18 protein-coding genes and 1 other annotated feature are annotated in these 20,706 nt (G+C 44.8%); of the genes, 14 read left to right on the forward strand and 4 right to left on the reverse strand.

The genetic code is table 11. From position 1 onward, the window contains the following. Window positions 1-29: 29 nt before the first annotated feature. Window positions 30-264 (forward strand) — a binding site (T-box leader). Between the two features lie 609 nt (window positions 265-873). From IGI77_RS03420 to IGI77_RS03440, 5 genes are all read left to right on the forward strand, one after another. Then, window positions 874-3,519 carry a valine--tRNA ligase gene (locus IGI77_RS03420; protein WP_438769481.1) on the forward strand — a complete coding sequence of 882 codons (2,646 nt, stop codon included), beginning with the start codon at window positions 874-876 and terminating at the stop codon, window positions 3,517-3,519. A gap of 147 nt (window positions 3,520-3,666) precedes the next feature. Beyond that, the gene (locus tag IGI77_RS03425; RefSeq protein ID WP_438769482.1) at window positions 3,667-4,980 is read left to right on the forward strand and encodes a bifunctional folylpolyglutamate synthase/dihydrofolate synthase; all 1,314 of its coding nucleotides are present in this window, start codon (window positions 3,667-3,669) and stop codon (window positions 4,978-4,980) included. Next, window positions 4,973-5,647 (forward strand): HAD family hydrolase, encoded by a 675-nt coding sequence (locus tag IGI77_RS03430; RefSeq protein ID WP_005225153.1) that lies wholly within the window; start codon window positions 4,973-4,975, stop codon window positions 5,645-5,647. Before IGI77_RS03425 ends, IGI77_RS03430 begins: the two co-directional genes overlap by 8 nt. Before the next feature lie 82 nt (window positions 5,648-5,729). Then, window positions 5,730-6,422, forward strand: a complete 693-nt coding sequence (gene radC, locus IGI77_RS03435) for a RadC family protein (RefSeq protein WP_005225154.1) — start codon at window positions 5,730-5,732, stop codon at window positions 6,420-6,422. Between the two features lie 199 nt (window positions 6,423-6,621). After that, window positions 6,622-6,822: a cold-shock protein gene (locus tag IGI77_RS03440; protein ID WP_005225155.1), complete on the forward strand. Its 201-nt coding sequence runs from the start codon at window positions 6,622-6,624 to the stop codon at window positions 6,820-6,822. Between the two features lie 144 nt (window positions 6,823-6,966). Here IGI77_RS03440 and rnjA read toward each other — a convergent pair whose 3' ends face one another. After that, window positions 6,967-8,646 carry a ribonuclease J1 gene (gene rnjA / locus IGI77_RS03445; RefSeq protein ID WP_005225156.1) on the reverse strand — a complete coding sequence of 560 codons (1,680 nt, stop codon included), beginning with the start codon at window positions 8,644-8,646 and terminating at the stop codon, window positions 6,967-6,969. Window position 8,647: 1 nt separating this feature from the next. Beyond that, window positions 8,648-8,860 (reverse strand): DNA-directed RNA polymerase subunit epsilon, encoded by a 213-nt coding sequence (locus IGI77_RS03450; RefSeq protein ID WP_005225157.1) that lies wholly within the window; start codon window positions 8,858-8,860, stop codon window positions 8,648-8,650. Window positions 8,861-9,261: 401 nt separating this feature from the next. On the opposite strand from IGI77_RS03450, the gene IGI77_RS03455 reads away from it, so the two are divergent. The 3 genes from IGI77_RS03455 to IGI77_RS03465 all read left to right on the forward strand — a co-directional run bounded on the left by IGI77_RS03455 (window position 9,262) and on the right by IGI77_RS03465 (window position 13,405). Next, entirely contained in the window at window positions 9,262-10,995 is a 1,734-nt protein-coding gene (locus tag IGI77_RS03455) for an ABC transporter ATP-binding protein (RefSeq protein WP_010747462.1), read from the forward strand. Continuing rightward, window positions 10,992-12,749, forward strand: a complete 1,758-nt coding sequence (locus IGI77_RS03460; protein ID WP_005225159.1) for an ABC transporter ATP-binding protein — start codon at window positions 10,992-10,994, stop codon at window positions 12,747-12,749. Before IGI77_RS03455 ends, IGI77_RS03460 begins: the two co-directional genes overlap by 4 nt. Window positions 12,750-12,811: 62 nt before the next feature. Beyond that, on the forward strand, window positions 12,812-13,405 hold the full coding sequence (locus tag IGI77_RS03465; protein WP_005231095.1) for a gamma carbonic anhydrase family protein: 594 nt from the start codon (window positions 12,812-12,814) through the stop codon (window positions 13,403-13,405). 61 nt (window positions 13,406-13,466) lie between these two features. On the opposite strand, the gene clpP is transcribed toward IGI77_RS03465, so the two are convergent. Continuing rightward, complete coding sequence (clpP, locus tag IGI77_RS03470) at window positions 13,467-14,057, reverse strand: ATP-dependent Clp endopeptidase proteolytic subunit ClpP (RefSeq protein ID WP_005225161.1); 591 nt, start codon at window positions 14,055-14,057, stop codon at window positions 13,467-13,469. Window positions 14,058-14,232: 175 nt separating this feature from the next. On the opposite strand from clpP, the gene IGI77_RS03475 reads away from it, so the two are divergent. The 6 genes from IGI77_RS03475 (at window position 14,233) to glnA (ending at window position 19,949) form a co-directional block, all read left to right on the forward strand. Next, entirely contained in the window at window positions 14,233-14,751 is a 519-nt protein-coding gene (locus IGI77_RS03475) for a hypothetical protein (RefSeq protein ID WP_005231097.1), read from the forward strand. 223 nt (window positions 14,752-14,974) lie between these two features. Next, a complete protein-coding gene (locus IGI77_RS03480) occupies window positions 14,975-15,724 on the forward strand; it encodes a glycerophosphodiester phosphodiesterase (protein WP_010747465.1) in 750 nt (249 codons plus the stop codon). After that, on the forward strand, window positions 15,721-16,638 hold the full coding sequence (gene miaA, locus IGI77_RS03485) for a tRNA (adenosine(37)-N6)-dimethylallyltransferase MiaA (RefSeq protein WP_438769483.1): 918 nt from the start codon (window positions 15,721-15,723) through the stop codon (window positions 16,636-16,638). The genes IGI77_RS03480 and miaA overlap by 4 nt, the downstream gene beginning before the upstream one ends. Next, window positions 16,635-17,879: a GTPase HflX gene (hflX, locus tag IGI77_RS03490; RefSeq protein WP_438769484.1), complete on the forward strand. Its 1,245-nt coding sequence runs from the start codon at window positions 16,635-16,637 to the stop codon at window positions 17,877-17,879. The genes miaA and hflX overlap by 4 nt, the downstream gene beginning before the upstream one ends. 290 nt (window positions 17,880-18,169) lie before the next feature. Next, window positions 18,170-18,550 carry a MerR family transcriptional regulator gene (locus IGI77_RS03495; protein WP_005225166.1) on the forward strand — a complete coding sequence of 127 codons (381 nt, stop codon included), beginning with the start codon at window positions 18,170-18,172 and terminating at the stop codon, window positions 18,548-18,550. Window positions 18,551-18,608: 58 nt separating this feature from the next. Continuing rightward, entirely contained in the window at window positions 18,609-19,949 is a 1,341-nt protein-coding gene (glnA, locus tag IGI77_RS03500; RefSeq protein ID WP_005225167.1) for a type I glutamate--ammonia ligase, read from the forward strand. 317 nt (window positions 19,950-20,266) lie between these two features. Here the strand turns inward: glnA and IGI77_RS03505 are convergent, their stop codons facing one another. Continuing rightward, window positions 20,267-20,656, reverse strand: a complete 390-nt coding sequence (locus tag IGI77_RS03505) for a YxeA family protein (protein ID WP_060792935.1) — start codon at window positions 20,654-20,656, stop codon at window positions 20,267-20,269. Between the last annotated feature and the right edge of the window lie 50 nt (window positions 20,657-20,706).

Below are 20,706 nucleotides of genomic sequence, written 5' to 3' on the forward strand. Positions count from 1 at the left end.
TGTAGCAAGATGAAACAAGAATCTATGATAGCAAGACAATGTTCAAGAGGAGTATCAGTGACCCTGGCGGTCAGAGAGAAGTCGGTCGGTGCAAGACTTCCCCAGACACTGAAAAGGTAGCTTGAAGGTCTTTGATCCGAACCACGGTTTGTTTCTTGCAGACAAAGCCGCACAGTAAGATCAAGCGCGTCGTGAACGTTACCTCACGTCAAAGTGGCAGAGCAATCTGCAATTTAGGTGGTACCGCGTATCAGCGCCCTAATGCCTCGGCATTAGGGCGCTTTTTGCTGTGAATCACTGCGAGTGGCCCACAAAGTGGGACAGAGCAGATGATGAACAGTACTAGGCGACCATAGGGAGCGTAGTAACCATACTAGGAATCACAATGAGTGGCCCACAAAGTGGGACAGAGCAGATGATGAACAGTACTAGGCGACCATAGGGAGCGTAGTAACCATACTAGGAATCACTATGATTGGCTTGCGAAGCAAGACAGAATAGATGATGAACAGTACTAGGCGACCATAGGGAGCGTAGTAACCGTACTAGGAATCACTGCGATTGGCTTGCGAAGCAAGACAGAATAGATGATGAACAGTACAAGAAGTCATCAAAACTGGTCCACGAAGCGAGCGAGATCGTTTGCCAAAAGCCCTAAGACACAATAGCGGATCACGGAAGTGTGCCTTGACCTCTGTAAGCAACGTTTTTTTTACGAATAACAAGCGAGGCGTCAACAAACAGCTGATAATCATCTCTACCACGGCACTAATCCTGAACGATTCAAACATTGTCACGCTTTACCCAGTAACAGGCACAAAAAACCCACACCAACCATTACGTCTAAAAAACGTAACTTTAGGAGGACCAACTATGACAGAAACTGAAAATCTATCCACCAAGTACAATCCCCAAGAAGTAGAAGCGGGGCGCTACCAAGATTGGTTAGAACATGACCGTTTTAAACCAAGCGGCAACAAAGAAGCAAAACCTTATTCTATCGTGATTCCACCACCAAACGTAACAGGAAAATTGCACTTAGGTCATGCCTGGGATACCACGTTACAAGACATCATCATTCGTCAAAAACGGATGCAAGGGTATGACACCTTATGGCTACCAGGTATGGACCATGCCGGGATCGCTACCCAAGCCAAAGTAGAAGAAAAGCTGCGGGAACAAGGGATTTCTCGCTATGACCTTGGTCGGGAAAAATTCGTTGAACAAGTATGGGATTGGAAAGAAGAATATGCCGGTCACATTCGGGAACAATGGGCGAAACTAGGTTTATCTCTAGACTATAGCCGTGAACGATTCACATTAGATGATGGATTATCCGAAGCGGTCCGTAAAGTTTTCGTGACGCTATATGAAAAAGGCTTGATCTATCGTGGCGAGTACATCATCAACTGGGACCCGCAAGCCCGCACGGCATTATCTGATATTGAAGTGATCCACAAAGACATCGAAGGTGCTTTTTACCATATGTCTTACGAATTAGCAGATGGCAGCGGTGTGGTGGAGATCGCAACGACTCGTCCAGAAACGATGCTGGGGGATACAGCAGTCGCGGTTCATCCAGAAGATGAACGTTATCAAGCATTGATCGGTAAAAAAGTGATCTTGCCTTTGGTCAATAAAGAGATCCCAATCATCGCAGATGAGTACGTGGACCAAGAATTTGGAACTGGGGTCGTAAAAATCACTCCTGCCCATGACCCGAATGACTTTGAGGTCGGTAACCGCCATGACCTACCACGGGTCAATGTCATGAATGATGACGGAACAATGAACGACTTAGCAGGTACTTATGCAGGCATGGATCGTTTTGCTGCTCGTAAGCAAATCGTGAAAGACTTAGAGGCGTTAGGTCGTCTGATCAAAATCGAAAAAATGGTTCATAGCGTAGGGCACTCAGAACGGACAGGCGTAGTAGTCGAACCTCGTTTGTCGACACAATGGTTCGTAAAAATGGAGCCATTAGCAAAACAAGCCATCGACAACCAAGAAACCGACGATGCGGTGGACTTTTATCCGCCACGTTTCAACCAAACATTCTTACGTTGGATGGAAAATGTCCATGACTGGGTGATCTCTCGTCAGTTGTGGTGGGGCCATCAAATCCCAGCTTGGTACCACAAAGAAACGGGAGAAATGTATGTAGGACTTGAAGCGCCAGCGGATGCCGAAAATTGGCAGCAAGATCCAGACGTATTGGATACCTGGTTTAGTTCTGCTTTATGGCCGTTTTCAACAATGGGGTGGCCAGATGAAAACAATGAAGATTTCCAACGCTACTTCCCAACCAATACATTAGTGACTGGCTATGACATTATCGCATTTTGGGTAAGCCGTATGATTTTCCAAAGCTTGGAATTTACTGGCAAACGACCATTTCAAAATGTCTTGATCCACGGATTGATCCGTGATGAACAAGGTCGCAAAATGAGTAAGTCGCTTGGAAACGGGATCAATCCGATGGAAGTCATTGAACAATACGGTGCCGATGCATTGCGTTGGTTCTTATCAAATGGCTCTGCACCGGGACAAGACGTGCGTTTCAGCTATGAAAAAATGGATGCCGCTTGGAACTTCATCAATAAAATTTGGAATGCTTCCCGTTTCGTCTTGATGAATGTCAGCGAAATGACTGCCGAAGACATTGATTTTTCTGGTGAAAAATCAGTGGCGGATCGTTGGATCTTGACGCGCTTGAATGAAACGATTGAAAAAGTCACTGACCTTTTTGAACGTTTCGAATTTGGGGAAGCGGGTCGTCAATTATACAACTTTATCTGGGATGACTTCTGTGACTGGTACATTGAAATGTCGAAAGAAACCTTATACGGTGACAATGAAGCAGCGAAACAAGTCAATAAGAGCATCTTAGTCCATGTTCTTGACCAAATTTTACGCTTATTGCATCCAATCATGCCATTTGTTACAGAAGAAATCTGGAGCAAACTGCCGCATACAGGGGAATCATTAGTCGTTGCTGAGTATCCACAAGTGGCACCAGAATGGACCGATGAAAAAGCGGCGCAAGGGATGGAAGTGTTGAAAGAATTGATTCGTTCGGTTCGAAACATCCGTGCAGAAGTAAACACACCACTTTCGAAACCAATCACTTTGCTGATCCAAGCAAATGAGCCTGAGATCGAAGAATTCTTGATCGCCAACAAAAACTATATCGAACGCTTCTGTAATCCAGAAGAACTAGAAATCTCTAACAGCTTACAAGCCCCTGAATTGGCGATGTCAGCCATCCTATCAGGCGCGACGATCTACTTGCCGCTAGCTGGGTTGATCAACATTGAAGAAGAAATCGCGCGTTTGGAGAAAGAACTAGCGAAGTTCACCCAAGAAGTTCAACGGGTACAAGGCAAATTGGCAAATGAACGCTTCGTTGCCAATGCACCAGAGGAAGTCGTAGCACAAGAACGCAGCAAAGAAGCCGATTATCTTGAAAAACAAAAAGCAGTCCAAGAACGGATCGAGCAATTGCGCACGATTCAATAGGAAGCGTCGACTGTCTGCAAACAAGCATCTCTTGTAGATGCTTGTTTTTGCGTAATCGATAGAAACCGTCAAACAAATTTCTCGTTTAAAGGAAAGAAATTGGGAAAGCTGTGGGATTTTTGATAAAATAAGAGCGAGGTGAAGGAGATGACAAGCGAAGAAGCAACAGCGTGGATCCATTCGCGTTTGGCATTTGGGCAAAGACCCGGATTGATGCGTGTCGAAGCATTATTAAAACGAATGGGCAATCCTGAAAAAAACATAACCATGATCCATATCGCCGGCACGAATGGCAAAGGATCAACCGTCAGCTATTTGCGCAGTCTTTTAGAAGAAGCTGGGCAGCAAGTGGGGACTTTTACTTCCCCGCACATTGAAGCGTTCAATGAACGGATCGAAATCAATGGACAATTTATATCAGATGAGGATTTGGTCGCTTGGGTGGAAAAAATCCAGCCGCTGGTTGCTGAAATCGATCGTGATGAAACCTTGACGGGCATCACTCAGTTTGAGATCATTACTGCCATGGCATTAGGCTATTTTGAAGAAAAAAACGTCGATGTTGCGATAATGGAAGTTGGCCTAGGGGGACTTTTAGATAGTACCAACGTTATTTCCCCGATGTTGACAGCGATCACGACGATCGGCATGGATCATATGGATGTCTTAGGCGATACCATTGAAAAAATCGCTGCCCATAAGGCGGGGATCATCAAGCCACAAATTCCCCTTGTGACTGGCAATATCGTTGAAAGTGCGCTTTCGGTGATCGACTTGAAAGCTGCAGAAGCACAGGCACCTGCGTATCATGCAGGGCAAGAGTACCGTGTGACCTATCGTCATCCTGATGAAGAGTGGGGCGAATTGTTTGATTTTGAAAATGAGCATGGCAAAATCAAAGGCTTGAAAACACCGATGTTAGGCCGCCATCAACCAGAAAATGCCGGTGTTGCGATCCAATTGTACAGTCTGTATTGCGACCTACGGCAGCTGCCATTTTCAGCTAAAGATATTCGCAATGGGCTAAGAAAAGCCTATTGGCCCGCCCGAATGGAACGAATCAGCAGTGAACCACTGGTGATCATCGATGGCGCCCATAACGTGCATGCCATGGCTCGCTTGGTGGATACGATGAAAGAAGAGTTCAGCGACTATCGCATCCATGTGCTGTTCTCAGCCTTAGAAACCAAAAACGTCAATGAGATGCTTCAGCAATTGCTGGCAATTCCGCAAGCCGAGATTTATTTAACGACCTTTGATTTCCCAAAAGCATTGCATTTAGCAGACGGCTATCAGGAACTCGATGAAAAACGAATCTCAACCGTCTCTTTATGGCAGTTTGGCTTGGCAGAATTATTAGAAAAAATGACCAATGAAGATTTGCTGCTGGTGACAGGATCGTTGTATTTTGTTTCAGAAGTTCGTGAATTGTTGTTGGCAATAGGAGGAAGAAATGGCTAAGTTACGTGGTGTGATTTTCGATATGGACGGCTTGATTTTTGACACGGAGCTGCTCTATTACCAGGCTACTCAAATCGTGGCGGATCAAATGGGGATTCCCTATACAAAAGAGTTGTATTTAGCTTATGTGGGGGTCTCGGATGAAGAAGTCTGGGCAGCTTACCATGAGCGGTTCGACGAAGCCTTTGGCCATCAAATGATCGAAGACTTTATCCAAGCGGCTTTTCAGCAAACGCTGGAAATGTTCCAACGGGGCGAGGCTGAATTGAAGCCGGGTATCCACGAGTTATTGCATTATCTTGATGAGAAAAAGATTCCCCGAGTGTTGGCGTCTAGCAACCAGCGCAAAGTGATCGATACCTTGCTGGAAGCAGCAGGCTTAACGGCGGAATTTCCTGAGATCGTCTGCTTTGATGATGTCACACGGGCAAAACCAGATCCTGAGATTTTTGAAAAAGCCCACGCATTATTGGCGGTACCAAAAGAAGAATTGGTGATCCTTGAAGATTCGGCTAACGGTATTCATGCTGCTCATGGGGCAGGGATCTCAGTCATTATGATTCCCGATTTGATCGCGCCGACGACCATCATTGAAGAAAAAGTCTTGAAAGTCTTACCATCACTAGAGGATGTCCCAGATTTTCTAGAAACCGCCTTTTCGATCTAGCTGCGATTTTTTGCGCACCTGATTCATGAAATACTCTCTCCTTTGCGTATCTTTTATTAGACCGACGCAAAGGAGTTTTTTTATGATCAATGAAACAGTGATTCCCCAAAGCTCGTTTCCCCGAGAGCGTTTAGTAGAATATGGAGTGGATGCCCTTTCGAATCAAGAATTATTGGCCATTTTGCTGCGAACTGGCTCACGTCCTCTGAATGTCCTCGAGTTAGCGGCCAGTGTCTTGAATCGTTTTCAAGAATTGTATGAATTAAAGCAAGCGACGATCGATGAATTACAAGAAATTCGCGGCGTCGGACAAATCAAAGCGATCGAGATCAAAGCGATGGTTGAATTAGGTGTGCGAATCCAGCGCTCCGCTCAACCAAAGTACGGTAAGGTCAACTCTAGTATGGCGATCGCCCATCAGTTGATCCAAGAGTTGAAGGATTGTCGTCAAGAGCATTTACTAGGGCTTTATTTGAATACGAAAAATGAGATCATTCAGAAAAAAACGATCTTCATCGGATCGTTGAATCAGTCGATCGCTCACCCACGGGAGATTTTTCATTGGGCGGTACGCTACAGTGCCGCCCGAGTGATCGTCGTCCACAACCATCCCAGCGGCAGTCCCCAAGCCTCAGAGGCAGATCTGCTGTTTACACGCCGCTTGATCAAGTGCGGAGACTTGATGGGGATCGACATATTGGATCATTTGATCATTGGCGACAATGCCTATGTCAGTTTGCGAGAAGAGGGGCTGTGGCAACAGGAAGACGTGTGAAAATAAGCCGATTTTGCGAACATTATTAAAAATAAAGGTGAATTGTCTAATCGTCTGTCTTGCAAAAAAATACGGGCAAGTGTAAAATATTATTGTAATTTTGTTTGCTGAATAGATGTTGAAACGCACGTTAGGCCTCTATCGCACAAAGGCAATGTTACACACAATTAAGTGCTTATGCACGAGGAGGTTTTTTTTAATGGAACAAGGTACAGTAAAATGGTTCAATGCTGAAAAAGGGTTTGGTTTTATCTCTCGCGAAGACGGTACAGACGTATTTGTACACTTTTCAGCGATCCAAGGTGAAGGATTCAAAACTTTAGAAGAAGGTCAAGCAGTAACTTTCGACGTGGAAGATTCTGATCGTGGACCTCAAGCAGTTAACGTAAACAAAGCGTAAGCTTTCAAACAAACTGCCAGTAAGAGCACTTTGAAATCAAAAACCCCAAAAGACCATCGATTCGATGGTCTTTTTTTTGCTTTTTATAACGGAAAGGAAAAAGGGTAGTTCTCAGTAACCTGAGAACTACCCTCGCATGTGAGACTATAAATCGTCCGGCGTCATGATCATCGAAAGGATCATTGGATGACGCTCGGTTTTTTCAAATAGGAATGGCTGTAACGCCGAAGACATCGCTTCTCTTAATTTGTGTTCTGTTGGGTCTGGTTGGTTCAAGACTTCCCGCAATGCACGGAAGAGGATCTGCTGTGCTTCGTTGATCATCTCGCCAGATTCCCGCATATAAACAAACCCACGAGAAAGGATATCTGGTCCAGCAAGGACTTCTTTCTTCGCCACATCGACTGTCGCGACAGCTAAGACGAGGCCTTCTTCTGAAAGAATGCGACGATCTCGTAAGACGACATTTCCGATATCACCGATACCGCTGCCGTCAACATAAACATCATTGGCATTGAAATGACCAGCCAAGCGAGCGGTATCCGCTGTTAAGGCCAACATGTCACCATTTTCCATAATGAAACAATTTTCTTTTGGTACACCGACATCTTGTGCCAACTGGGTGTGGATGTTCAGCATCCGAAATTCCCCATGGACAGGCATAAAGAATTTTGGCTTCATTAGACGCAACATCAGTTTTTGTTCTTCTTGGCCACCGTGACCAGAAGTATGGATGTTGTTCAATTTGCCATGGATCACGTTTGCGCCAGCTTCCAACAACAAGTTGATCAGCTGATTGACACTCGTGGTATTTCCTGGGATCGGTGAGCTTGAGAAAATCACGGTATCATCTGGGTGAATTTGGATTTGACGGTGAGTCCCGTTGGCAATCCGACTCAAAGCAGCCATTGGCTCTCCTTGAGAACCCGTACAAAGGATCATGGTTTCGTTTGCAGGCAAACGGTTGATCTCATGAGATTCCACAAAGGTTCCATCTGGCACCTTGATATAGCCAAGGCGCTGTCCGTTGACGATTGCATTTTCCATACTGCGTCCAAAAACGGCGATTTTACGTCCAGTCGCAACCGCCGCATCTGCAGCTTGTTGGAGACGGAAAATGTTGGAGGCAAAGCTGGCAAAAATGATCCGACCATCGATTTTTTCAAAAATCTTTTGGATCGAGCTGCCGATCGTTTTTTCTGATTTGGTAAAGGTCGGAATTTCTGCATTGGTACTATCGGAAAGGAGGCAAAGGACGCCTTCTTCACCAATTTTTGCCATTTTGTGCAAGTTTGCTGGTTCGCCCACAGGCGTAAAGTCAAACTTGAAATCGCCAGTTGCGACGATATTGCCAGAAGGCGTTTTGACAACGACACCTAAAGCATCTGGGATACTGTGGGTCGTTCTAAAGAAGCTGATGGATGTTTTACGGAAACGAATCACCGTATCTTCATTGATTTCGTGTAATTCCGCATCCCGCAATAAGCCATGCTCATCTAATTTGTTGGTGATCAAAGCAAGTGCCAAGGGTCCCGCATAGATCGGGATATTGGCTTCCCGCAACAAGTAAGGGATTCCGCCAATATGGTCTTCGTGACCATGAGTGACGATCAAGCCTTTGACTTTCGGTAAATTTTGAACGATGTAGCTATAATCGGAAATGACATAGTCGATCCCAAGCAGTTCATCTTCGGGGAATTTGATTCCCGCGTCAATTAAGATGATCTCATCTTGGAATTGAACCCCATAACAGTTTTTTCCGATTTCGCCAAGTCCACCGACGCCGAATACGCCAGTCTCATTATTTTTCAGCGAAACTTTCATCTTAAAACTCCGCTAATTTGAAATCAGCGTTTTCTTTTTCGTAAGCTAAATGTTTTTCATCTAGTTCTTGAACGAACTCGATGTTGTATGGGGTATTTTGTTCAACCAGACGGCGTGCGATTACTGCATCGTCTGCTTCAATGTACAAAGAGTGGGTTTGTTCTCTCTTTGGGTTGCGGTCTTTTGTTTCTTGGTAATAAATTTTGTAAATCATATCTTTTCTCCTTTATCTGCTTTTCGCAGTAGTCTATTTGGTTGATGAATTCGCTGCATCACAAAATCGAGGTCCGAATAAAGTGACCTGAAAAGAAGGCTTCGAGAGCCGCTGCATGCTTTTTTCAGACAATCGTTGTGAGAAAAAAGAGAAAGCCTCGTCTTTGCTTTCCAAATGTCGTCATAAAAAATTCACCGGGTTTGTAAGTCGTTCCACTACAAGTATCCCTAGTTTATCACAGAAAAACGAATAAGTATAGAAACACGTCATTTTGAAAAGGCTTACTGAAAGAAAATGAAAGGACTATCGCTGAAGTTTGCTTTTTTTCGTTGAAAGTGCATTACAATAAGAATATTCCTATGCTATAGTAGAAGTAATGAAGTAAAAAAGGAGGGGATTTTTTGAAATTAATGTGGCACTACACGATGAGAAACAAGAAACTGCTGGTTTTTAATTTCATCTGTGTTTTTGGTTTTATTTTGATTGAATTAGGTTTGCCGACGTTATTGGCAAGAATGATCGACAAAGGGATCGCCGCTGGTGATCGCGACTACATATGGAAAATGGGTGCGGCGATGATCGCGATCACCATTGTGGGGATCACGATGAACATTTTGTTAGGCTATTTCACGTCACGTATCACCACTAACATTGTGGCAGATATTCGTGACGATCTTTTTGAAAAAGTCCAAGGCTATTCACATACCGAATATGAAAAAATCGGGGTTTCATCATTGATCACCCGTGTGACCAATGATGCGTATCAAATCATGCTGTTTATGCAAAGCATCTTACGGACAGGTTTAATGACACCCATGATGTTTGTGGTCAGCTTGTACATGGTCATGCGGACAAGTACACAACTAGGGTTGTATGTTTTGGGGGCATTGCCGATATTGCTGATGGCCGTCATCGCCATTGCCAAAATCTCGGAACCCTTATCCACTAAACAACAAGCCAATCTAGATAAAATCAATGGCATCTTGCGGGAAAATCTCTCTGGTTTACGAGTGATCCGTGCCTTCGTCAATGAAAAATTTGAAGAAAAACGCTTTGGCAAAGTCAACCAAGCCTATGCTTCTAGTTCTCGCAGCTTGTTTCGCTTGATGGCAACGGCACAACCAGGCTTTTTCTTCTTATTCAATATCGTGATGATTTTGATTATTTGGACGGGGAGTATTCAAATCGATCAAGGGCAACTGCAGGTCGGTGACTTGATTGCATTTATCGAATACATCTTCCATGCGCTGTTTTCTTTCATGCTGTTTGCGACTGTCTTTACGATGTATCCACGAGCGGCGGTTTCTGCTCGTCGAATCCAAGAAGCGTTAGATGCGACTTCTGAAATCAAAGAGCCAGAACAGCCAGTGACTGAAACTAAGACGAAAGGCTTCTTGGAATTCAAAAATGTTACCTTTGCTTATCCAGGACATGCGCAAAGTCCAGTGATCCGTAATGTTAGCTTTACCGCTTCACCAGGGGAAACCGTGGCGTTTATCGGTAGTACTGGAAGTGGAAAATCAACCTTGATCCAATTGATCCCACGTTTTTACGACGTCAGTGAAGGCCAAGTCTTGGTGGATGGTGTTGACGTTCGGGATTACAGCTTAACGACGTTGCGCAACAAGATCGGGTTTATCCCTCAAAAAGCGTTGCTATTTACAGGGACGATCGCAGAAAACCTACGCTATGGGAAAGAAGATGCCACGCAAGCAGAGCTGGAACGAGCAGCCGAGATTGCGCAAGCGGCAGATTTCATTTCTCGCACACCAGATGGCTTTGATGCTCACTTGGCAGAAGGCGGAACCAACTTCTCTGGCGGACAAAAACAACGCCTAGCGATTGCCCGTGCGGTGATCCGCCAACCAGAGATCTATATTTTTGATGATAGTTTTTCTGCATTGGATTACCAAACGGATGCAAAATTGCGGGCACGCTTGAAAAAAGAAACCACAGAATCGACCGTTTTGATCGTTGCTCAACGAGTAGGAACGATCATGAATGCCGATAAGATCGTCGTCTTGAACGAAGGCGATGTGGTTGGCATCGGCACCCACAAAGAACTGCTGCAAACTTGTCCAGTATACTACGACATTGCGGCGTCACAATTATCAGAGGAGGAGTTGGCACAATGAAAGCAATCTCTTCTTTAAAACGGTTAGGTGCTTACATCAAACCGTACAAAGTACAATTTATCCTAGTCTTGTTGTTTACTGTTGCAACCGTCGGCTTCAATGCGGCAATGCCGTATGTTTCTGGATTACCGACGACAGAGATCAGCCGCAACATAGCCGCTGGCGAAGGCGTTAATTTTGATTACGTGATCCTTTGCTTGATCTGGATCGCAGTCGTCGGTGTCGGTTACTGTTTCTCACAATTGATGTCAGGGCTGCTGATCACCAACGTTGTCCAATCTGCGATGCGAGATTTGCGGCAAGACATTGAAGAAAAAATCAATCGTTTGCCCGTTTCTTACTTCGACCGCAACCAGCAAGGGAATATCCTGTCACGGGTGACCAATGACGTGGATGCCGTCAGTGGTGCGATGCAGCAAGCCTTGATCGGGATCGTCAATGCCTTCTTAGGAATCGTTATGGCGGTTTCCATGATGTTTTACATCAATACCTACATGGCATTGGTTTCATTGATCATGATCCCAGCCTCCTTATTGATTTCTCGCACGATCGTCAAAAAGTCGCAAAAAGACTTCCAAGGCATGCAAAATGCGTTAGGGGATCTGAACGGCTACGTACAAGAAAACATGACTGGATTCAGTGTGTTGAAAGTGTATGGACGGGAAAAGCAAACACTTGAAGGGTTTAAAAACGTTAACCACCAGTTGCGCTATTACGGCTTTCGTTCTGCCTTTGTGTCAGGATTGATGATGCCGCTGGTGCAAATGACCGCTTACTTTACCTATATCGCAATGGCAGTCATGGGGAGCTTTTATGTGATCAGCGGCGTGATCGTTGTTGGTCAGCTGCAAGCGTTCATACAATACATTTGGCAAGTCAGTCAGCCAATGGGGAACATTACCCAGCTGTCATCCGTCTTGCAAAGTGCCTCAGCAGCAGCAAAACGGGTCTTTGAAATCCTAGATGAGGAAGAAGAGCCAGTCAATCAAACGGATATCCAATTGCCAGAACAAATCAGAGGCGACGTGACCTTTGAACATGTCGGCTTTGCCTATGATCCGAAAAAACCGTTGATCAAAGACTTGAACTTTGAAGTCAAAGCTGGACAAACCGTGGCGATCGTGGGACCAACAGGTGCTGGGAAAACCACTTTGATCAATTTGTTGATGCGTTTTTATGATGTCAATGAAGGGGCCATCAAGATCGACGGCATCGACACGAAGAAAATGGAACGTCACGATGTTCGGTCACTATTTGGGATGGTCTTACAAGATGCATGGTTGTACGAAGGCACGATCGGCGACAACATTCGCTTTGGGAAATTAGATGCCACCGATTATGAAGTCGTTGATGCAGCGAAAACCGCCAACGTCGATCACTTCATTCGCACGATGCCAGACGGCTACGAAATGATCATCAATTCTGAAGGGGACAATGTCTCCTTGGGGCAAAAACAATTGTTGACCATCGCTCGGGCAGTCATCTCTGATCCGAAGATTTTGATTCTCGATGAAGCCACCAGTTCGGTGGATACCCGCTTAGAAGCGCTGATTCAAAAAGCAATGGATAAAGTGATGGAAGGTCGTACCAGCTTTGTGATCGCCCATCGTTTGTCAACGATTCGTGAAGCAGATCTGATCTTAGTGATGGATCAAGGGTCGATCATTGAAAAAGGCAATCACGAGACCTTGTTGGCAGCTGGCGGCTTTTATAGCCAACTGTACCAAAGTCAATTTTCAGAAGAAGCCGAGTAAACCCAAAAGAGCGTCCAGTCTGACTGGCGCTCTTTTTGCATTGTCGCAAGGGTGGTGCTATAGTGAAAAAAGAAAGCGCAGATCCGTTTATGGATTGGAAGGAGAAGTTGATGGACAAAGAACAATCAGGAAATGAAACCCACAAAACAGTTTCGCCAGCCTCGTTGCAAGGAACACCTTGTTTTGTGGCAAAAAATGCGACGATCGTAGGAAACGTGACTCTAGGAAAAGAGAGTACGGTCTGGTTTCAAGCAGTGATTCGAGGCGATGCCAATCGCATCGAAATCGGCGCGCGTACCAATATTCAAGATGGAACGATCATTCACGTTGATCACGATGCCCCGACGATCGTGGAAGACGATGTGACTGTTGGGCATCAGTGTATGCTTCATGGCTGTACCATCAAAAAAGGGGCGCTGATCGGCATGAGCTCGATTGTTTTGAATCATGCAGTGATCGGTGAAAATAGTTTGTTAGGTGCTGGTTCGTTAGTAACGGAAGGAACCGTCATTCCGCCCAATGTGTTGGCGTTTGGTCGTCCTGCACGAGTGATCCGCCCGTTGACAGAGGAAGAAATCGCCAAAAATCAGGCAAACATCACGCATTACGTGGAAAATGGGTATGCTTACCAACAGGGCGAATATGGTGAAGTCTGACGCCGAACCAAAAGACGCAAAAAGGTGTACGAATTGCTTCGTACACCTTTTTTATGCAAGCTTATTTCAATTTGTTTGATTCCATGATCTCGTCGATCAAGCCGTAATCTTTGGCTTCTTGTGCGGTCATAAAGTTGTCGCGATCGGTGTCGCGTTCAATCACTTCGATTGGTTGACCAGTACGTTCTGACAAGATTTTGTTCAGCCGTTCGCGGGTTGCCAAAATGTGGCGGGCAGCAATTTCGATCTCAGTTGCTTGACCTTGGGCGCCACCTAATGGTTGGTGGATCATGATCTCTGCATTTGGTAACGCAAAGCGTTTGCCTTTTTCACCAGCGGTCAATAAGAATGAACCCATAGAAGCAGCCATCCCCATAACGATGGTTTGAACATCGGCTTTGATAAAGTTCATGGTATCAAAGATCGCTAGACCAGCAGTAACGCTTCCGCCAGGCGAGTTGATGTACAAGTAGATGTCTTTTTCAGAATCTTGCGCGTCCAAGAATAAAAGCTGAGCAATGATCGAGTTTGCTAAGTCATCGGTTACTTGACCACTCAACATAATGATCCGGTCTTTTAATAGACGAGAATAGATGTCATACGCTCTTTCACCGCGAGATGATTGTTCAATGACTGTAGGAATTAAATTCATAGTGATAGTCCTCCTAAAAATCGTTATAGATATAGTTTAGCATAAAGTTTTCGCAATATCTAAGAGATAGTATACCGATTAGGTCAAGAAAGGTCAAATAAAAAGTTCGTTATCTTTTTTGCGAAACTTTCAAATATGATACAATATGAAAAAAGGAATGAGGAAGGATCGAAGAATGGCAGTAGCAATAGCAGGTTTGATCGGCGTCTTAGTGGGCGCATTGTTAGTAACCATCATTTTTAATTTACGCATTCGGTATGAGGAGCAAAAAGAAAAACAACGCCGTTTGTTGGAGCATAAAGTCAAAGAAATCGAAACGTTGGTTTTATTGAATCAAAAAATCAGTGAGATTCTACAAAAACGGGTCATGCTGATGGATGAGTATGTCAGCTTTGATGCCTTTGACGACTGTTATATCACCATCGATGATTTTGCCTATCTACAATCTTTTGCAGCGCAAAACAGTTTTTATCTACCGAATTTTTTCTTGGAAGAGTTTTTCAAAAAAATCGGGACACGTCGGGTGATTTTATCCCCAGAGGAAACTGTTAAAATCGGTGGGTATACCTATAAAGGCGGTCGGATCATTATGGAAAATTTCCTTGATCAATTAGTCGAAATGGTCAATGAGCGTAAAACCCAAATGAAAAACATGACGAGCGAACCGTTGACCTATTTTTCAAAAACGATTTGATTCTACTGGTCAGCCGTTTTCCTTGGTTAAGGCAACCAAACCAGAGTATCGACGGTTGCGCTTTTTTAACTGATCACACACACTCTTACTGCGATCATAGTAAGGGTGTTTTTCTTTGACCGAAACAAAGCGTTATTATTCATTAAGAGGATCGAAACAAACAGAGGCTTTTTGGTTCTAGTAGATTCCATGGTAAAATAAAGAGTGAGAATGGAGTGAAAGAATGATGGTACAAATCGTTGCCCACCGCGGGAGTAGCGGCAACCGACCTGAAAACACGCTACCAGCATTTGCGGAAGCGGTGCGGGTCAAAGCTGATATCATTGAGTTAGATGTACATCTATCAAAAGATGGCGGCTTGATCGTCATGCATGATGAAACGGTTGATCGAACGACCAACGGCAAAGGTCGGATCTGTGACCTGACGGTTGCTGAACTAAAAGACCTCAATGCTGGCAGCTGGTTTTCTGAGGAATTCCAAGCCGCCAAAGTCCCCACGCTAAAAGAAGTGTTGGATTTACTTGCAGCGAAGAATTATCGTGGCATTTTGACGATCGAATTAAAAACCGATCATTATGAGTATGAAGGAATCGAAGCCAAAGTATCCGACTTAATGAATAGTCAAGAATGGCCCTTTACTCATTGGTATTGTTCCTTCAATATCGAGACCTTGGATCGGATGCATGCGATCGAACCGGATGCGACCCTTGATTTTATTATGGGACGCGGGGAAGACAAACCACCGTTGGCGCTCAGCCGACCGTATATCGAAGGAATTCATCCTGCCTATCGCTGGGTCCAAGAGACAGCAACGGTCTTAACTGATTTTCCGATCGCGATCCGTCCGTGGACTGTCAACGAAGAAGCGGCGATTCGCACCTGCTTGGCTCTGGGGTTGACGGGGATCATCACCGATTTTCCAGAAAAAGCTCGGGCAATTGTGCAACAGGTTCGCGAGGAAACAAAAGGATGAAAAAAGTCTTAGTAATCGTGGGACCGACCGCAGTCGGCAAAACCGCCTTGAGTATCCAGTTAGCCCAAAAATACCATGGGGAGATCATCAGCGGGGATTCCATGCAAATTTACCGTCAGTTAGATATCGGTACCGCCAAAGTGACGAAGGAAGAAATGGCAGGGATTCCTCATCATTTGATCGATATTCGTGGGATGACGGAAGCATACTCTGCCGCTGATTTCCAGCAAATGGGGCGTGAAGCCATCGAGACGATCCAGCAGCAAGGAAAGCTGCCGATCGTTGTAGGGGGAACAGGGTTATACATCCAAGCGCTTTTGTATGACTTTCGTTTAGGGGCAGAAGAAGGCGACCCAACGATTCGTCAGCATTACGAACAAGAAGCAGCAGCCATCGGCAAAGAAGCTTTATGGCAAAAGCTGCAGGCGGTCGATCCCTTGGCAGCAGCGAAGATCCACTACAACAATGAGCGGAAAGTGATTCGTGCGTTGGAGGTTTTTGAAACGACTGGCGAAAGTATCGCTGCACCAAAAGAGACACCACAAGCTTTGTACGATTTCTTCATGATCGGGTTAACCACTGAGCGAGAAGTGTTATACCAGCGAATCAATCAGCGGGTGGACTTGATGATGGATCAAGGCTTGATCGAAGAAGCAAAAGCTGTTTTGCAGTATCCAGAAACGCAAGCCGCTAAGGGGATCGGCTACAAGGAATTTTTGCCCTATTTACAAGGGCAGGCCACATTGGAGGAGGCCATTGAGCAAATCAAGCAAAACTCACGCCGCTACGCCAAGCGGCAGTTGACGTGGTTCAATAACCGAGCACAGCCCCGATGGATTGATTTAGTGAGGCAACCTGAAGAACAACGTACCCTTGAAACAGAAATCGACCAATGGTTGGAGGAGAAAAGATGAGCCAAGAACGTGTGATTCTTGTCGGAGTAGAAACGGAGAAAAACTATCTTCATTTTGATTCGTCAATGAAAGAATTGAAAAGCTTAACAAAAACCGCCAATGGTGAAGTTGTTTTTTCACTGGTGCAAAAACGGCAGCAAGTCGATCGACAAACCGTGATCGGCAAGGGGAAAGTTGCGGAATTGCAGCAGTTGGCAGAAGCACATGAAGCAGATCTAGTGATCTTCAATCATGAACTGACACCAAGGCAAAGCCAGTTGATCGGTGATGCGCTAGAAGTGCCAGTGATTGATCGCGTTCAGCTGATCCTTGATATTTTTGCGATGCGTGCCCGTTCCAAAGAAGGAAAGCTGCAAGTAGAATTGGCGCAGCTGGATTATTTGCTTCCACGCTTGATAGGGCAAGGAAAGAACATGTCTCGGCTAGGGGGCGGAATCGGAACGAGAGGGCCAGGGGAAACCAAGCTGGAGACCGATCGTCGCCACATCCGCAACCGCATCACCATCACCAAACGGGAATTGAAGGAAGTGGCAGCCCATCGAGACCGAACACGCCAAAAGCGCAAAGACAGCCAAGTCTTTCAAATGGGCTTGATTGGTTATACCAATGCTGGAAAATCAACTATTTTAAACATTTTGACCAGTGCGGATACGTATGAGCAAGACCAGTTGTTTGCGACACTCGATCCTTTGACGAAACGCTGGCGGATGCCAGAAGGATTCGAAGTCACCATTACCGATACGGTTGGTTTTATCCAAGAATTGCCGACCCAATTGATTGATGCGTTTCATTCCACACTGGAGGAAAGTCAAAACATGGACTTCTTGCTGCATGTCGTCGATGCCAGTTCCGAAGAACGGGTCCAGCAAGAGGAGACGGTCTTAAAATTAATGGAGGAACTTTCTTTGACCCAATTACCGATGTTGACGGTCTACAATAAGGCGGATCGCATCGACGCCGATCAGTTTGTCCCAACGCTCTTTCCCAATGTCTTGATCTCAGCAAAGAGTACCAAAGGCAAAGAGCGCTTGACTCAGGCGATCAAAATGGAATTGATGCAGATCATGCAGCCTTATCATCTGGTGTTGCAAGCCTATGAAGGCAATGCGCTGAATCGTTTAAAACGGGAGTCGCTAGTGTTGAGCAATGCCTTCGATGAAGCAACACAGACCTATCATATCAAAGGATTTGCGCTGGAGGATACCTATCCACTACGCAGAATGGCGCAAGAACAAGAATAAACAGAAGCGGTGCAGCCGATGCACCGTTTTTTTTGTGGTGACAAAATTATGGAAGTATAAGTGGTTTGACTTCCTTCAAGTGCAAAACCCGAACATTTTTGGCTAAGGCACCATTTCTTCCAGAAAAAGGACTGCTTGAACATGCGATCAAATCAAGGACTCAGTGGAAAAATCAAAAAAAATTGCATTCATGTCACTTTTTCTAACATGAGGGGTTGACACGCAAAAAAAGAATTGGTATAGTTTCCATAAAGTTACGCAGCATCATTGAAACGGAGGGGAGCCAAGTTATGCGGGAAAAAGAATTGCGGCGCTCAATGTCAGTCTTTCCTATCGGAACAGTCATGAAATTGACCGATCTCACCGCCCGTCAAATTCGTTATTACGAAGAACAAGAATTGATCCACCCGGAACGCAGCGATGGCAATCGACGAATGTACTCGCTGAATGATATTGATACCTTGCTTGAGATCAAAGACTATCTTTCCGATGGACTGAACATGGCGGGAATCAAACGAGTTTATGAAATGAAAGTTGCCAAAGAAAAAGAAGCGAAGAACAAACCGCCGCTGACCGATGAAGATGTACGTCGAATTTTTTATGATGAACTCTTGGCTCAAGGTGGATTGAATCAACAACAGCCATACCAGCAAAAAGGTCCACGAATGTAGAGCATTAGTAGATCGTTGCTGTGATATAAAAAAGAATTGGGAAAAAGGAAGGGATACTATGCCAAAATTTGAAAGAACTGCCGAAGACATCAAACAAATCGTAAAGGATGAGAACGTGCGCTTTTTACGCTTGATGTTTACTGATATTTTAGGAACGAACAAGAACGTTGAAGTACCTGTAAGTCAATTAGATAAAGTACTGGAAAACAAAATGATGTTTGACGGTTCTTCTATTGAAGGATTTGTCCGTATTGAAGAAAGTGACATGTATCTGTATCCTGATTTGTCCACCTGGATGATCTTCCCTTGGGAAAGTGAACATGGCAAAGTGGCTCGTTTGATCTGTGATATCTACAATCCAGATGGCACCCCATTTGCAGGCGACCCTCGCGGCAACTTAAAACGGGCGTTAGCTGACATGCAATCCCTTGGTTTTACTTCTTTCAATCTTGGTCCTGAACCAGAATTTTTCCTATTCAAATTAGATGAAGCAGGCGAAATCACAACTGAATTAAACGACAAAGGCGGCTACTTCGATTTTGCCCCAACCGATCTAGGGGAAAACTGCCGTCGCGATATCGTATTAGAATTAGAAAGCCTTGGCTTTGAAGTTGAAGCGTCTCACCATGAGGTAGCACCAGGGCAACACGAAATCGACTTTAAATATGCGGATGCAGTGGAAGCATGTGACAACATCCAAACCTTCAAGCTTGTCGTGAAAACCATTGCTCGTAAACACGGCTTGCATGCGACCTTCATGCCAAAACCATTGTTCGGCATCAACGGTTCAGGCATGCACTGCAACATGTCCTTGTTCAAAGGTGATGAAAATGTCTTCTTTGATGAAGAAGGACCAATGCAATTAAGCCAAACAGCGTATCACTTCTTAGGCGGTTTGATCGAACACGCCCGTGCTTACACAGCTGTCTGCAACCCAACTGTCAACTCTTACAAACGCTTAGTGCCAGGTTACGAAGCGCCTGTATACGTGGCATGGTCAGGACGCAACCGTTCACCATTGATTCGGGTACCAGAATCAAGAGGCTTGTCAACGCGTTTGGAATTGCGTTCAGTTGACCCATCCGCTAACCCATACTTAGCAATGGCTGTTTTATTACAAGCAGGACTTGATGGCGTTAGACGTGAGTTGACACCACCACCAGCTGTCGACCGCAACATCTATATCATGAACGAAACAGAACGGGCAGAAGCACAAATCGAAGATCTGCCATCAACGATCCACAATGCCATCAAAGCATTGCGCAAAGACCAAGTGATGATCGATGCCTTAGGCAAACACATCTATGCCAACTTTGTCGAAGCAAAACGATTAGAATGGGCAGCCTTCCGCCAAACAGTCTCCGAGTGGGAAAGAGAACAATACTTGGAACTCTATTAAAATCGCAAAAAAAGCCGCTAGAGATAAACAATCTAGCGGTTTTTTTATGATGAAACCAGCGTTTATCCTCTTGATTCTGGTTTTTATTTATTTCCGATCATCAATAGCTACTTGATCAAAATTTGAGAAAAAACCCATTGCGAACCTAGAGCGGTTCTGTCTATAAGAAGTGTAACTCTTGACCATTGGGAAAAATCAAAAAATACCAGTCGGGTGAGGACTGGTAAGAGGAAGAAAAATAGTTTTGGTATAAAGCTAGCATAGTCGGTCAAAGTAAAATGAACCTTAAAAAGTAGAAAGTTTCTTGTAAGAAGTCCTTATTCGTCAAAGGTTTCCAGCTCAGATAGTATTTTTGCGGGGACTTCTGATTGAGGGACTTCATTGGGACCAGAAATGATGCGGGTCTTACTGATTTCTGCTTTGACTAAAGTATTTGGAGCCAATGGTTTTACATTTTCGCCCGTCAGGTCATAGGTCATGAGTTCTTTTTCACCATTTTTCTTTACGAATTCAAAGGTGTATTTGTAGGTAAAAGAGCCATCGATTTTTTCACCAGAATCGCTGTAGGTCTGTGTCTTTTCAGGGACTTTGTTGGGTGTGATAGCATAAGCCGTGATGCCGCGATACGTTGTTGCATAGTACGTGTAGCCGAAATAGCCGGCTACGACAATAATCAAAACGCCAAGCGTTACTAGTAGTTTTTTCATGGGTGTCATTCCTTTCCATTACTAGCATCACTATAGCATGTGGCCACTAA

Origin of the sequence: Enterococcus sp. DIV0213h (assembly GCF_051711285.1) — a bacterium.
In the GTDB taxonomy this organism is placed as follows: domain Bacteria; phylum Bacillota; class Bacilli; order Lactobacillales; family Enterococcaceae; genus Enterococcus_D; species Enterococcus_D casseliflavus.

What these genes read in the sequence shown, in the direction of transcription:
- IGI77_RS03420 (WP_438769481.1), top strand. Translation starts at nt 874, where the DNA reads ATGACAGAAACTGAAAATCTATCCACCAAGTACAATCCCCAAGAAGTA.
- IGI77_RS03425 (WP_438769482.1), top strand. Translation starts at nt 3,667, where the DNA reads ATGACAAGCGAAGAAGCAACAGCGTGGATCCATTCGCGTTTGGCATTT.
- IGI77_RS03430 (WP_005225153.1), top strand. Translation starts at nt 4,973, where the DNA reads ATGGCTAAGTTACGTGGTGTGATTTTCGATATGGACGGCTTGATTTTT.
- radC (WP_005225154.1), top strand. Translation starts at nt 5,730, where the DNA reads ATGATCAATGAAACAGTGATTCCCCAAAGCTCGTTTCCCCGAGAGCGT.
- IGI77_RS03440 (WP_005225155.1), top strand. Translation starts at nt 6,622, where the DNA reads ATGGAACAAGGTACAGTAAAATGGTTCAATGCTGAAAAAGGGTTTGGT.
- rnjA (WP_005225156.1), bottom strand. Translation starts at nt 8,646, where the DNA reads ATGAAAGTTTCGCTGAAAAATAATGAGACTGGCGTATTCGGCGTCGGT.
- IGI77_RS03450 (WP_005225157.1), bottom strand. Translation starts at nt 8,860, where the DNA reads ATGATTTACAAAATTTATTACCAAGAAACAAAAGACCGCAACCCAAAG.
- IGI77_RS03460 (WP_005225159.1), top strand. Translation starts at nt 10,992, where the DNA reads ATGAAAGCAATCTCTTCTTTAAAACGGTTAGGTGCTTACATCAAACCG.
- clpP (WP_005225161.1), bottom strand. Translation starts at nt 14,057, where the DNA reads ATGAATTTAATTCCTACAGTCATTGAACAATCATCTCGCGGTGAAAGA.
- IGI77_RS03475 (WP_005231097.1), top strand. Translation starts at nt 14,233, where the DNA reads ATGGCAGTAGCAATAGCAGGTTTGATCGGCGTCTTAGTGGGCGCATTG.
- IGI77_RS03480 (WP_010747465.1), top strand. Translation starts at nt 14,975, where the DNA reads ATGATGGTACAAATCGTTGCCCACCGCGGGAGTAGCGGCAACCGACCT.
- miaA (WP_438769483.1), top strand. Translation starts at nt 15,721, where the DNA reads ATGAAAAAAGTCTTAGTAATCGTGGGACCGACCGCAGTCGGCAAAACC.
- hflX (WP_438769484.1), top strand. Translation starts at nt 16,635, where the DNA reads ATGAGCCAAGAACGTGTGATTCTTGTCGGAGTAGAAACGGAGAAAAAC.
- IGI77_RS03495 (WP_005225166.1), top strand. Translation starts at nt 18,170, where the DNA reads ATGCGGGAAAAAGAATTGCGGCGCTCAATGTCAGTCTTTCCTATCGGA.
- glnA (WP_005225167.1), top strand. Translation starts at nt 18,609, where the DNA reads ATGCCAAAATTTGAAAGAACTGCCGAAGACATCAAACAAATCGTAAAG.
- IGI77_RS03505 (WP_060792935.1), bottom strand. Translation starts at nt 20,656, where the DNA reads ATGAAAAAACTACTAGTAACGCTTGGCGTTTTGATTATTGTCGTAGCC.